General features: G+C 41.4%; 8 protein-coding genes and 1 pseudogene. 3 read left to right on the forward strand and 6 right to left on the reverse strand.

Going from position 1 to position 12,791, the window contains the following annotated elements:
* Positions 1-181: 181 nt before the first annotated feature.
* Positions 182-2,224, reverse strand: coding sequence for an elongation factor G (locus tag A3775_RS09860; RefSeq protein WP_066424780.1), 2,043 nt, complete (start codon positions 2,222-2,224; stop codon positions 182-184).
* Positions 2,225-2,503: 279 nt separating this feature from the next.
* Here A3775_RS09860 and A3775_RS09865 point away from each other — a divergent pair, with 279 nt between their 5' ends.
* Both A3775_RS09865 and A3775_RS09870 read left to right on the forward strand, forming a co-directional pair.
* The gene (locus A3775_RS09865) at positions 2,504-3,532 is read left to right on the forward strand and encodes a lipopolysaccharide assembly protein LapB (protein WP_231866978.1); all 1,029 of its coding nucleotides are present in this window, start codon (positions 2,504-2,506) and stop codon (positions 3,530-3,532) included.
* 141 nt (positions 3,533-3,673) lie between these two features.
* Positions 3,674-4,227: pseudogene (locus A3775_RS09870) on the forward strand (phosphate-starvation-inducible PsiE family protein).
* Between the two features lie 267 nt (positions 4,228-4,494).
* On the opposite strand, the gene A3775_RS09875 reads toward A3775_RS09870, so the two are convergent.
* The 5 genes from A3775_RS09875 to A3775_RS09895 form a co-directional block, all read right to left on the reverse strand.
* On the reverse strand, positions 4,495-5,439 hold the full coding sequence (locus tag A3775_RS09875) for a DUF4351 domain-containing protein (RefSeq protein ID WP_066424782.1): 945 nt from the start codon (positions 5,437-5,439) through the stop codon (positions 4,495-4,497).
* A gap of 261 nt (positions 5,440-5,700) precedes the next feature.
* A complete protein-coding gene (locus A3775_RS09880) occupies positions 5,701-7,023 on the reverse strand; it encodes a serine/threonine-protein kinase (RefSeq protein ID WP_082803708.1) in 1,323 nt (440 codons plus the stop codon).
* A 442-nt stretch (positions 7,024-7,465) separates the two neighbouring features.
* Positions 7,466-8,755 (reverse strand): Glu/Leu/Phe/Val dehydrogenase, encoded by a 1,290-nt coding sequence (locus A3775_RS09885; RefSeq protein ID WP_066376904.1) that lies wholly within the window; start codon positions 8,753-8,755, stop codon positions 7,466-7,468.
* Between the two features lie 185 nt (positions 8,756-8,940).
* Positions 8,941-10,440, reverse strand: a complete 1,500-nt coding sequence (locus tag A3775_RS09890) for a carotenoid oxygenase family protein (protein ID WP_066424784.1) — start codon at positions 10,438-10,440, stop codon at positions 8,941-8,943.
* 412 nt (positions 10,441-10,852) lie between these two features.
* Positions 10,853-12,244 (reverse strand): folate/biopterin family MFS transporter, encoded by a 1,392-nt coding sequence (locus A3775_RS09895; RefSeq protein WP_066376908.1) that lies wholly within the window; start codon positions 12,242-12,244, stop codon positions 10,853-10,855.
* Between the two features lie 368 nt (positions 12,245-12,612).
* Between A3775_RS09895 and A3775_RS25375 the strand changes: the two genes are divergently transcribed.
* Positions 12,613-12,791, forward strand: a 179-nt coding sequence (locus tag A3775_RS25375) for a calcium-binding protein (protein WP_369815938.1), incomplete at its 3' end; no start/stop codon positions are given.

Genomic DNA, 12,791 nt, shown 5'->3' on the forward strand with positions numbered 1-12,791 from the left:
TATAAACCCGCCCCTACTGGGGTTTCCCGTACTGACGCACCCTGCATTTTGGATATTTTTTTATCTGGAAGTCTCCAAATATTGTGTACATAATCTAGTTTATTGCCCCAATCAAGAAATAGGAGTGACAATAACTGCCACTCCCAGGTTCGGAATAGAGGAAATATTTTGGCACTCAAGACTATTTGCTGTTACCGTTACTAGCATTACCGTTACTAGCAAGTACACGTTCAGCTAGCTTGTCTGGGACTTCTTGCAGGTGGTCATATTCCCAGTGGAAAGAACCAACGCCGAGAGTGAGCGATCGCAACTCTACAATAAAGTCGTGCATCTCGGCTTGTGGCAAGTAAGCAGAAACATTATCCCACCCTTGCCAATCATGTCTGCCTTCATAGCCTAAAATCTGACCCCGTTTACCACTCAACAGTTGCAACACTTTAGAGGTAAACTCGCTGGGTGTGGTCACTTCTACCCGCAAAATTGGCTCTAGGAGGGTGGGTTGCGCCTGGGGTATACCTGTTTGCATCGCTAAACGCGCAGCTTGCTTAAAGGCTTGTTCGGAACTATCAACGGTGTGATATGAACCATTAGTCAGTGTCACCGCCACATCAACCATTGGGAAGCCTAAAGGCCCGTGTGTCAAAAACTCCCGCACTCCCATTTCTACGCCGGGAATATATTGTCTAGGAACTACACCACCAACAATAGTTTCCTTAAAGTTAAAGCCTTCGCCTCGTGGTAGGGGTTGAATGTCTAGGTACACATCCCCAAATTGTCCATGACCGCCGCTTTGATGCTTATAGCGTCCATGCACTGCGTTTACAGGTTTGCGAATGGTTTCTTTATAAGGTACTTGTGGCAGGTGGGTAGACATGGGTAAGTTATATTTGCGGCGCAGTCTGTCTAAAGCGACTTGCAAATGAATCTCACCTTGTCCCCAAAGAATCACTTCGTGGGTGTCGCCGTGTTGTTCCCAAACTAAGGAGGGGTCTTCTTCTAATAACTTAGTAATGGCGGCACTCAATTTTACTTCATCGTTGCGCTTTTCTGGAGTAATGGCCAGGGCATACACTGGCTCTAACTGTTCCGCTTTCGGTAATTCCGGCGGACGTTCTGTAGAGATGATATCCCCAGTTTTAATTCCTTCTAATCGACTCAATGCGACAATTTCACCAGCAGCAACTTCATTGACTGACTGTTGCTGTTGTCCCATCAAGCGATAAATTCCACCAGTCCGCACACCGTTGAGGACTATACCATCAGTTAATTTGCCTTGCCAAACCCGCACGAGGGAGAGTTTACCACCTTGGGGAGTGTAATAGGTTTTTAAAACTTGGGCTATGGGTGTATTGCTGGGTTTACCTTTGAGGCGACGTTGGGCGGTGGCTTCTGGTTCTGGTGCTTCCCGTAGCAGCGCATCTAATAGCGGTCTGACACCATAATCTTGTTCGGCGACACCAAAGAAGACGGGGACTACTAAATCAGCCCCTAATTCCATTTTTAAATCTGTGAGAATTTCTTCTTGGGGTGGTTCAATGTCTTCTAAAAGTTCTTCGAGTAAATGATCATCAAAATCTGCTAAAGCTTCGAGCATTTCGGCTCTAGCTGTATGTTCTTCTGCTTTTAAATCTTCGGGGAAAGGAATCGGATCTGCTGGTGCGCCGGGATGATATTGATAGGCTTGTTCGCTCACCATGTCAATAAAGCCTGTCAATTGTTCCCCTTGCATGATGGGGTATTGGTGGGCTACCAATGGACGACTAGAAACGGCTTTGAGGGCGTGTAATGTTTCTAGGACATGGATATTGGCTCTATCCATTTTATTCACAAAGACAAGATGGGGAATTTCCCAGTCGTCTAGGAATTTAAATAAAGGCGCAAGTGTGAGGACGCGATCGCGAATTGGTTCGCAGACTACAATTGCTGCATCCACCCCTATTAAAGCGTTATATGTTTCTTGAGTGAATTCTACACTGCCGGGACAGTCAAGAAAAGTAAAGCGTGTACCCTCATACTCTGTGCAAGCTGTACTCACTTCTACACTCATGCGGCGATCGCGTGCTTCTGCTGCACTATCACCGATTGTGTTACCATCCTTAACGCTGCCTTTGCGAGAAATCGCTCCCGTAACAGATAACAAACTTTCTAATAATGTTGTTTTTCCACTTAAATAAGGGCCGACAATGGCAACATTCCGCGAACTTGATATGACTTTTTCGCTCATAAAACCTCCCTTGCAGTAAGTCTCTCTTACCGCATAGCCCTGTTTTTTGCAGGGGTTGAATAATTGTTCTGTTGCTGAAGTATTATCACCCCTTTAATTTGTAATTATCCTCTGTTTAATTCAAGGCTAAAAAAATTGTAGCGTCTCGTAAGATTTACCTTAAGAACTGTTAAGTAACACAAACTTTATTATTAATTACAAAATTTTTGTTAAAAAATAATTATTTACAAAAGTTTTTATGAATAACAGTCACAGCAATGTGTGGGAGTGAATACAACAATGAGATTATATATCTGTAACTATCCTCTTGTCGGAATCCTGACTTTAACATTAGTATGGGGCAGTATTGCGCCAGTATTAGCGAAATATCCTATTTCCCAAACTTTTAAGCTAGATTCCCACGAGTTTATCCCACAACCAACACACGAAAATTTCTTGAGGTTTAAACCTCGTAGGGGTTTAGCAATGCTAAACCCCTACACACCTTTATCACCAATTCAACTAGCACAGTATACAGTACCAACAGCTACAAGCTTGTTAAATCAAGGGTTGCAAGCGATTCAAGCGGGGAGATTGCAAGATGCGATCGCAGCATTTGAACGCGCTACTCAGTTAGATCCGAACTTAGCCGCAGCCCATTACAATTTAGGTTTAGCACTGCGACAAACTGGACAATTACAACCAGCAGCTAATGCTTTTTATCGTGCTACCCAAGCTGATCCTAATTTCTCCCTCGCTTTTGCTAATTTAGGGGGAGCGTTGTTAGAAGGTAATAATTTACAACAGGCGAGTGAATATTTACAACGGGCTTTAGAAATTGACCCCAAGTTAGGTTTTGCTCATTATAACTTAGGATTAGTTAGGGAACTGCAACAAAATTGGGCTGGTGCGATCGCATCATTTCAAAAAGCCATCACATACAGTAAAAATGCCCCAGAACCTCATTATCATTTAGGTTTATGTTACCTGCAACAAGGTAAAATTAATCAAGCAAAATCAGCCTTTGAGCAAGCCATAAAAATTAATCCACGATATTCAGATGCTCACTACAATTTAGGTTTCATCGCGTTTAATCAAGGTAAATTGCAAGAAGCTTTAAGCTCATTTAGAAAATCAGCAGAAGCTAATTCTAATTTTCCTAACGCTTATTATGGTGCAGGGTTAGTGTTTATGCAGTTAAAACAGTATGGGGAAGCAGCGAAAGTATTTACCCATGCGAAAAATTTATATAATGCTCAAGGTAATATGCAGTGGGCGAAAAATGCTGAGACACTGTTGCAAAAAGTACAAAATATTCAGAGTAAATAGTGAACAGTAAACAGATATTAATTAGATAGTATGATTTGTATTTAATAATAAAGTTTAAAAATTTCAAATAATAAATAATAAGTATTAAATGTCAATTTCTGCTTCGTAATTGGCGGTAGTGGTCTGAAGCGACCATTTAAAATGGAAAGGTACATGAAAAAGCACGCTAAGAGTCGATTTTTATTTGGCGATCGCTGGTTAGATCGTCATGCGATCGTTAGTAACATGGAAGCATTCCAAGACTTACTGGTAATAGTCTTGTGTTTCGCCTTATTTACCTTCATGGTAATAGAATTGTGGGGAATATTTATTGCAATTACCCAACCCCTAAGCTATAAACAAGTAACCGCCAAAATCCTCTTCGTATTAATTTTAGTCGAACTATTTCGGCTATTAATAGTCTACCTCAAAGAGCATAGTATTGCTGTCGGTGTAGCCGTAGAAGTAGCCATTGTTTCCGTCCTCAGAGAAGTAGTAGTTCATGGAATTTTAGAACTATCATGGATACAGACAGCAGCAATTTGCGGTTTGTTATTAATCTTAGGTACTTTACTCATAGTATGTGCTAAAACCCCACACATGGATTGTATGAGTGCTAACACAAAATTCTGTCCGATGACTTATCAAAAGGGAGATACACACAAAACAAAATAGAATTTATGTATTCACAGAAATATCATGTTAATCGAACATAGCTAAATAATAGGTAAATTTTCAAGTAATTAATCACTATACCGTTGCTTGATGTAGCTTGCGTGGCGTAGCCATAGATGCACTTTATTCTGTACTGTAGAGACTAGCCATGCTTAGTCTCTACATTTCTACAATATTTATCTGGTGCAACTTTATAGAGAATTGGTATTAGACCTTTTACAAAAATATTGAATATTAAGAATAAATAATTCCCCCCTTCCCTCGCAGGGAAGGGGGGTTAGGGGGGTTAGGTTTCAAACATCCTCTAATTAATTTGTTTCCAACCAGTTAACTAAATCTGCCTCATGAGTAAAATCTAACAAAGCTTCACCAAGAGCTTCTAATTGATTTACAGAAAGAGATTCAATACGTGCTTGTAATTCTGGAGATAATTCACCTACTCGTCTTTTTAGAAGTTTTAAAATAATCGCCTGTTCGCCTTCTTGTATTCCACGCTCATACCCAATGCGCTCACCTGTAGTTACGTATCTCATAGTACGCTCCTGCTCAAATTGTTTAACCTCTTCCCACAATTGATTTTCTAACACTTTTGGTAATATCATAACCCAATCGATAAATCGGTATAGGTTACGAATATCTTGCTCTTGAAAGCCTAAATCGTACAACCTACGAATTAAGCTGAACTTCCAGATTTTGCGTTCTTCAGGTGATGAGCGCGTCTGTTGGGTTTTCAAATGCGCCATCACTACCGTCGCAAAGGGATTATTATTATTTTCTAACTCCTGCAAGCGATTTTCATAATCTAAAAGTTTAACGATGCCAAACTCAAAATTTAAGCGAGTATGGGGATAATTATAACTGTAATTACTTGGTCGCCATTCGCAGTTAGTATCGCACAAAATCGCCAAGCTAGTGGCTGGTTTATCAAAACGGTCAAATATGCGGAAGTTGTAGGTGAACATCCGCTTACTAAAAGTATCTTCTTTTTGGGCTTGAATTTCTACATGGATTAATAACCAAAGTTCTTCCCCTTGGATTTGCCAAACTTTTACCAATTGATCAGCATATCGCTTACCTTGTTCAGCTTCACGGGCGATTTGTTGAAATTCTGTATTGAGAAATTCATAAGGACGTTCCCAGTCAATTAATGCAGCAGTTTCCGGGAAAAAGAATTGCATAGCTTGCGGAAAATATGCTTCGAGAATTTCTTTCCACGGACTGTCAAAATCAGCACGTTCATAAACATTAGTCATGAATTAATAGTAAATGATAATAAATTAAAAATAAAATTTTTGTAGGGTGTGTTAGGCGCACATTTTCGATATGATTTGTCATTAAAAACAAGATATTTGCGCCTAACGCACCTCGATAATCTAGGGTGCGTCAGGCTAAAGCCTTGACACACCCTACAAGCAATTTTGACTTATTCAGCGTGATAGGTATGGTCAACCCAGAACCCGCAAGGCTTCGTGAGAAAATACCTGTACATAAAAGTTAATAATTTTCTGTAAGCTTTATAGATTACAGTCTACAAGTCTCGACGCGAGAGAAGAGAAATCACACAACGCCACATACCCCTCTTCCCTAACCCAATTGTAACAAGGGCATAATGGGAGGTGCGCTTCTGGTGCTGTTATATCAAAAGTAATATCTGTGTAGTACAACCAACTTCCTCCTTGACTCCATCCTACCTTGTCCCCAAAGGCTTCCCATATTTCCCTGTCGTAGTCTCTCGTTCCCCCCAAACTCTGATAAATGCGCTTTTGAACAGAAAACCCAAACCGCCCATTGCTGTATTTTACCCACAACTGGTCAATGGTGCGGATGTCTTCACAGAGAAAATTATCAATGTCTTCTTTACGTAACCACCGTTCTTTTTCCCGTTTCGCCACCGCTAACATTACCCGTGCTGTTTCGTCATCTGCTGCTTTCCACTTCCCAGCAGCGAGTAAGTCACGCAGTTTGCTGTAGTCCATCCCCACAGCTGACTTTAATTGTACCTCTCCCTGGTTGCCACTACTAACCAAACCTAAATCTTTGCGAAACTGCAACACTGTCTGAGTGCGCTTGTCCGGTTCTAAAGCCATCCCCTTAATAATCGCATCATTCACCCTATCACTAATCTGAGAATTAAATTGCTTTGGTGGTGGTAAAGGTATCCCAGACTTACGAAAATTAGCCGGAAAAGGAACTTCACCAGTTAACAAACTATACAGCGTCGCCGCTAAAGCATAAACATCGGTGTAAGCACCAAAATTTCCCCGTCTTTCATACTGTTCAATTGGTGCATAACCTTCTGTCTTTGCATTAGTCATGCTTCCCGTGATACCAACAGTAAATTCACGGGCTAAACCAAAGTCAATTAATACCGCTTCTTTGGTGGTGCGCCGCAGCAAAATATTATTAGGCTTCACATCTCGATGTAAAAAACCTCTGTCGTGAACATATTCTAAAGCCTTCCCCACCTGCTCGATGTAGCGTAACGCCTCATCCTCTGACAATTTTCCCCATTCATCAACATAGTCTGCTAAATTCTGCCCATCAATGTATTCCATCACCATCACCCAGAGTTCATTTTCTTGAAACACTTCATGAACTTCCACAATATGGGGATGATGACATTTCGCTAACCGAAAAGCTTCCTGGACAAACTTTTGCTGTTGTTCTGGAAAATCTGCTGTCATTTGTTGCAGATGATTCAGGGTTTTGAGAACAAACATTTTACCTGTACGTTGTTCCATTGCACGGTAAGTAATCCCAAAACCACCGCAACCTATAACTTTTTGAATGATGAAGCGTCCGTTTTGTATTTCTTGCTTGGGTGTCCAAATTTGCATGGCTAGAATGGGGGAAGGTGTAGAGACGTTTCATGAAACGTCTCTACATTTGTCAAACAAACTCTAAGTATTGTAGCTTGATTTTTTTACATTTAATCCACTCTAAACCTGATAACAATACATAGAACTTATGCAACTAGCATAAGATTTGAAGTTCGTAGTCAGGACTTTAGTCCTGATTTAGAGGACTGAAGTCCTCACTACAAACAACTTCACTGATATTTTTCGCCATTCTCAACCATCGTTAGGTGGGCAATGCAAATAACGTCACAATATATAATTTGAGTCAATTTTCAGCATTGCCCACCCTACTGGACTGACACAGCTAAAATAGTGCATCAGCTTTTCTCTTGTGGGGAGGGCATCTTGCCCGCCCATGTTAAACGGTAAGGTGCGTTACGGCTTCGCCTAACACACCCTACCCTATCCTCAAACAAAATATTTAAGGATATAAACCTCTATCACGCAATGCTTGGGCTACTCTCCCAACTCCCAAGGTATAAGCGGCTAACCTTAAAGGAACTTGTCGCACCTTAGACTGTTGAATTACCTGTTGATATGCTTGCACCATCAAGTTTTCCATTTCGTGGTTGACACGTACCTCATCCCAAAATAGGTAAGACAGTCCTTGCACCCATTCCAGATAACTCACCACCACACCGCCAGCATTCGCGAGGATGTCTGGTAGCACAGTCACACCCTGCGCTTCTAAAATTCGGTTTGCTTCCAAAGTTACCGGGCCATTGGCTGCTTCTGCAACAATTCGCGCCCTGACTTCGTGGGCATTTTCTTCGGTAATTTGGTTTTCTAAGGCGGCTGGAATTAACACATCACAGCGTAAAGTTAATAACTCTGCATTGCTAATAGCCGATGCTTTGGGAAAGCCGACTACACTGTGACGGTTTTCGGCAGCGTAAGCTTTTAAAGCCGGAATATCTAAACCGTGAGATGAATATACTCCACCCGTAGCTGTGGAAACAGCAATAATTTTAGCTCCCGCTTGATCAAGCAATTCCGCAGCAGCACCGCCCACATTACCAAACCCTTGGATAACAACTCGCATTCCTTCTAAGGATTTGCCCATATCCGCGAGTGCTTCCCGGACTATAATCATGACACCTCGTCCGGTTGCCATTTCCCTTCCCCGTGAACCACCAACAGACAACGGTTTACCTGTGACAACTCCGGGAACAGCATGACCTACATTCACTGAATAAGTATCCATCATCCAAGCCATTTCACGGGCGGATGTTCCCATATCTGGCGCGGGTATGTCTACTGAGGGGCCAATATCTTTAATTAATTCGCTAGTATAGCGGCGAGTAATTCGCTCTAATTCTCCCACGCTGTAGTTTTGTGGGTCAATGGCAATACCTCCCTTCGCACCACCGTAAGGTATTCCCAACAGCGCACATTTCCAAGTCATCAGCATGGCTAAAGCTGATACTTCCCGCAGTGTCACCGCCGGATGGTATCGAATTCCGCCTTTGTAGGGGCCTAAAATATCAGAATGTTGTACTCGATGTCCTGCTAGCACCCGGATGTCAGCATTATCTAGCTTCACAGGAATGGAAACTGTGACTACCTTACGCGGGTGACTGAGAATTTCCAAGACACCTTGATCTAATCTTAATTCTTTCCCTGCTGCTTCTAAGTAACTACAAGCTTGGTCAAATGGACAAATATGCGCTGGGCTAGCAGTTTCTAAAGATAACTTAGGCGTTGTTACCATAAAGTTTTCTCCTCATCGCGGTATCTTTACGAACCGGATAAATATACGCCTAGCTTATCTTGCGTTTTTCTGAAATATGGGAATTTTGTAGTTTTTGTTACAATTTTATTTTATTTTTAGAAAACCACAGATTCCAGCCAAAAATGGTTGTTGACTGGAATCTGTGGTGTTAAATCATTAAGGGATCAATTTTCTGCAAAAATTTCTGAGGTAAAGTTGCCGTGTAGACCGTAGGGGATATGATGTTTTAGGTGTAGTCGAGCAATAGCCCCTTTTCGTAAGTCACGCGCATCTAAAATTACCACATCTGAACGATGATGAGCAGCATCATACACTAAAGCCAGCAACCAGCCATCATCTTCTGTTTGACTATTTGGACGGGGTACAAAAATCGGCTCACCCATAAAACCACGAGGTGCAGCACTCCACAGTTGTCTTTCTCCAGTCTCTAAGTCTATTTTTAGTAATGCTTGCAGTGGTGCATTACCTATCTCTGCATCAGTCGCGCCTATATACATATATCTATAGGTGCGTCCAACATGAGCCGGGTGAATGGTGGGAAATTCACAACAACGAGCTTCTATTAAATTTCGTTGTAGTTTCCCATCATTGAGATTAACATGAAAACGCCAGATTTGTCCAGGGGAATTGGCATCAAAATTAACTTGACGAAAATCGCTTTCTGGTTCTACTTGTGGTAAGGAATCATAGCAAATAGAGTCAATAAAAATTTCATCCCCGCTACTAAAAGCGTTAACGTGGTGGAAGACAAAACCTGATTGTGTTTCGAGAATTTTTACTCCTGTATTGTCGGCTTGTGGAAAGCGAGGAATGACGATAATTTTAGTTGGTTGGTTGGGTTGAAATTGGATACATTCCCCAGCCGAGCGTAAGCCTAAAGCAAAGGGTAAGGGATTAAAAACTACAGGGTTTTGAAAGAAGATGCAGTGATGCGGAGTAATAGCAAAATCGTGAATAAAACAAAAACCCGGAACGCTATGAGAATGTTTTCTGATGACTTTACCATCTGGGTTTAGCTCAAAGATGGTAATTGCAGTAGATAATCCTGGTTTAATGGAAAAGTTGACTAGGCAAGGTACGCCACCGTCTTGAATACAACTTGGATCAAAACGGGGATGTGCGCTAAAGGCTTCACCCTCTGACAAAACGCCATCAAAATATTCTTTTCCTAAAGTTTCTAGAGTTTTGGATTCGAGAAGATGGGGTTCAGCAGCTTCCCACAATGCTAAAAGTTTTTTACCCCAATAAATAACATTTGTGTTAGCAATATTTTTGATTTTAAAGTCAAAGAGATTAGCTAACCATCCGCCTGGTTTTTGAGTACCAAATACACCGCGATAGAGAATTTTACCCGCTTTTTGTTCGGCTAAATAGCCTTCTGTTTTAACAAAGCGATTACGAAAATGGGCGCGACCATTCACAAAAGTGATGCGGCTAATCATGCCGTCACCATCAAAGGGATGATGGATAGATTGTCCATTGATATCAAGTAATCCTGGCCCATTTCTAAATAATGTGCCTTGTAATTCTTGAGGGATTTGTCCTTCTATATCATCAATCCAATAATCAAATTCTTGCTTAAGGGATTGATATCCTCCCTGCCAATCTTCACGAGTGTAGGATTTTTTTAAGGTTGCTTCTTCGGGATTTTGAAAAGTCTGCATATTATTTGATTATCAGGATGTTATTAATCAAGAGTCAGAAAGCCAAATTATGATACAGCAGGGAACAGGAAGGATGAGGGAACAGTTTTGAAAGTCTCTTGGCATAAGGCTTTGTTCCTAAACTTTGTACATTATTTACCCCAAAGCTGCTGTAAACTGCTTACTTGTAATTATCAAAACCTAGCAAAAAATAGGAATTATGAAAACTATTCAATAAGCTTTATTTACATCAGGGTGGGCAGGATGCCCAATCCACAAAATTTGTCTAAATGTATGCTTCATTGACTTGCAAAGTGCTGGTTTTTCTCAGTTCTGAAAGTTCTCTTTTGATATTATGCACACTGGTTTTTGAGCAAACATCTCCTTTTAGTAGAGTTGTTCTGACTTCTAGATTAGGGATTTGTGCCTATCTTTACTCAACCGCTTCTGATTCTGGTTCTCTCGCCAGCAACTCAGACACTAAACTGGGGATTAATTTTGGTTCGGTTTGTGAATCATCACCAGGTAGCCAGTTGAGAAACGGTAAGGGTAATAGGGTACTGAGATTTGTAATTAGTACCAACAGCCAGAGTAAATTAAAATTGGTTTCGCTAATTCCTAGCCAGTGCATAATAATTGCGCCGAATTCGTAGGAAACCATCCCGGCTAAATTGGAAACTGACATTAACAACGCAAATAAACTGGCTTCTATTCCTGGGGGGCAAAGTCTGGCTGCTAGGACTAACACGGGCATATAGGCAATTTGTCCCATGACTGTGAGAACTAGGCTATCACCTAGACTAAACCAGTGGTCATCTATACCTAAAGCTCGATTTGTGTGTGTGACTAAAAGCAGCATTGTCATTCCCAAAGCGGCGGAGATGACTGTACTCCAACCAAAAATTACTCGGAATGGCACACTTTTGAGGAAGCGTTGAAAAATCCAAACTCCAATTAAGGAAGCAATACTGGTGACTAACCGCACTCGTCCCAAAAATTCTGGTTCAAAGTGGAGTTCGTTGGTGCTGAAGAAGAAAAAGGCAGCATCGGCTGTTGGGGTGGCTTGCCAGATGAAGACAAATGCTGTGGGTAACCAAATGGCTTTTTGGCTAATGGCTTGACGTAGTTGTGCTATTTGATGCTTGATGCTGAGATTGTTGGTTTGTTCGTCAGTGTCTTTGCTGACAGGAGATTCAGCAATCAACCAAGCTACAAAGGAGACGAGTAAAGGAAATGTGGCGGTAATCCAGAATACAGTGCGGGTGGTGAAATGTTGCAGGAGTAGACCGCTAAAATATGCTGTGATTAATCCCCCTAATGCGGAAGCACCCCAACACAATGATTGTAGAGAACCGGCTTCTGCTTGGGATTCTACCCTGGCGCGTTCGACAACGAGGGAGTCAACGATGACATCACTAACGGCGACGGAGAGGGAACCGAGAGCGATCGCTATTGTCGCCGCCCATTTATCATGAACTATAGTCGCTAAACTCACCCAAGAAACAGCCCCTAGTATCCCCGATAGTATCAAGTAGGGACGACGACGGTAGCCAAATATCGGTAAACCATCAGAGATAAAGCCAAATACTGGCTTGATCATCCAAGGTAAAGCCACAATTCCCAATAGCGCGGACACCTGAACTGGACTCAACAACAATTCATCCTTCAGGAAAAAGCTGACGGCTAAACGCGCCAACCCTAAAATTCCTTGTACAAAGTAAACTGTCAGGATGGCAATTAACTCGGCAGTAGGTTCATTGCCGAAGAAAATTTTTTCTGTTACTGAGTCTTTCACCTTGGACAAGCCAGAGGAGTCAATCAGCATTTGATGAATATTTTTGAAGTTTTATCTACTTTTCTATCATAACGAGTCTTCAAGTGTGAGTTTGAGTAGGAGTTTTCCAAATCAGCAAATTTTTATATTCAACTAAATCAGATTTTCATATCTCTCTATACCTAGTCCCGTCAGTCGGCTCAAATCAAAACACTTAACCACACACCGCGTTATTTGATTCCCTAACCTAGTTACTGGTTAGGTAAATTCTATGACATCAGAAAGACTTGACATTTGCTGGTTTAGGGATCCTACTCATGTTAACTTCATCATAGCTTTGTTAATTTTTATCAGAGTTAATCAATCTGAGTTTACAAATTTAGCTCGGATGAGAATTTACAAAAGGGAAATATTCTACTATGACACTTATAAAAGGCAGTAATTTAAATGACTATCTAGCTGGTAATATCTCTGATAACGAAATATATGGTTTTGAAGGGAATGACACTATCGATGGTGGATTTGGTCTGGACACCCTCGATGGCGGTAGTGGTAACGACGTACTCATAGGTGGCTCTAGCAACGACAGCCTCTATGG

The organism is Anabaena sp. 4-3 (assembly GCF_001597745.1).
GTDB lineage: Bacteria > Cyanobacteriota > Cyanobacteriia > Cyanobacteriales > Nostocaceae > Trichormus.

Excerpts from the sequence above, each read along its gene's own strand:
- A3775_RS09890 (WP_066424784.1), bottom strand. The coding sequence starts at position 10,440 with ATGCAGACTTTTCAAAATCCCGAAGAAGCAACCTTAAAAAAATCCTAC.
- A3775_RS09860 (WP_066424780.1), bottom strand. The coding sequence starts at position 2,224 with ATGAGCGAAAAAGTCATATCAAGTTCGCGGAATGTTGCCATTGTCGGC.
- A3775_RS09895 (WP_066376908.1), bottom strand. The coding sequence starts at position 12,244 with ATGCTGATTGACTCCTCTGGCTTGTCCAAGGTGAAAGACTCAGTAACA.
- A3775_RS09880 (WP_082803708.1), bottom strand. The coding sequence starts at position 7,023 with ATGCAAATTTGGACACCCAAGCAAGAAATACAAAACGGACGCTTCATC.
- A3775_RS09885 (WP_066376904.1), bottom strand. The coding sequence starts at position 8,755 with ATGGTAACAACGCCTAAGTTATCTTTAGAAACTGCTAGCCCAGCGCAT.
- A3775_RS09865 (WP_231866978.1), top strand. The coding sequence starts at position 2,504 with ATGAGATTATATATCTGTAACTATCCTCTTGTCGGAATCCTGACTTTA.
- A3775_RS09875 (WP_066424782.1), bottom strand. The coding sequence starts at position 5,439 with ATGACTAATGTTTATGAACGTGCTGATTTTGACAGTCCGTGGAAAGAA.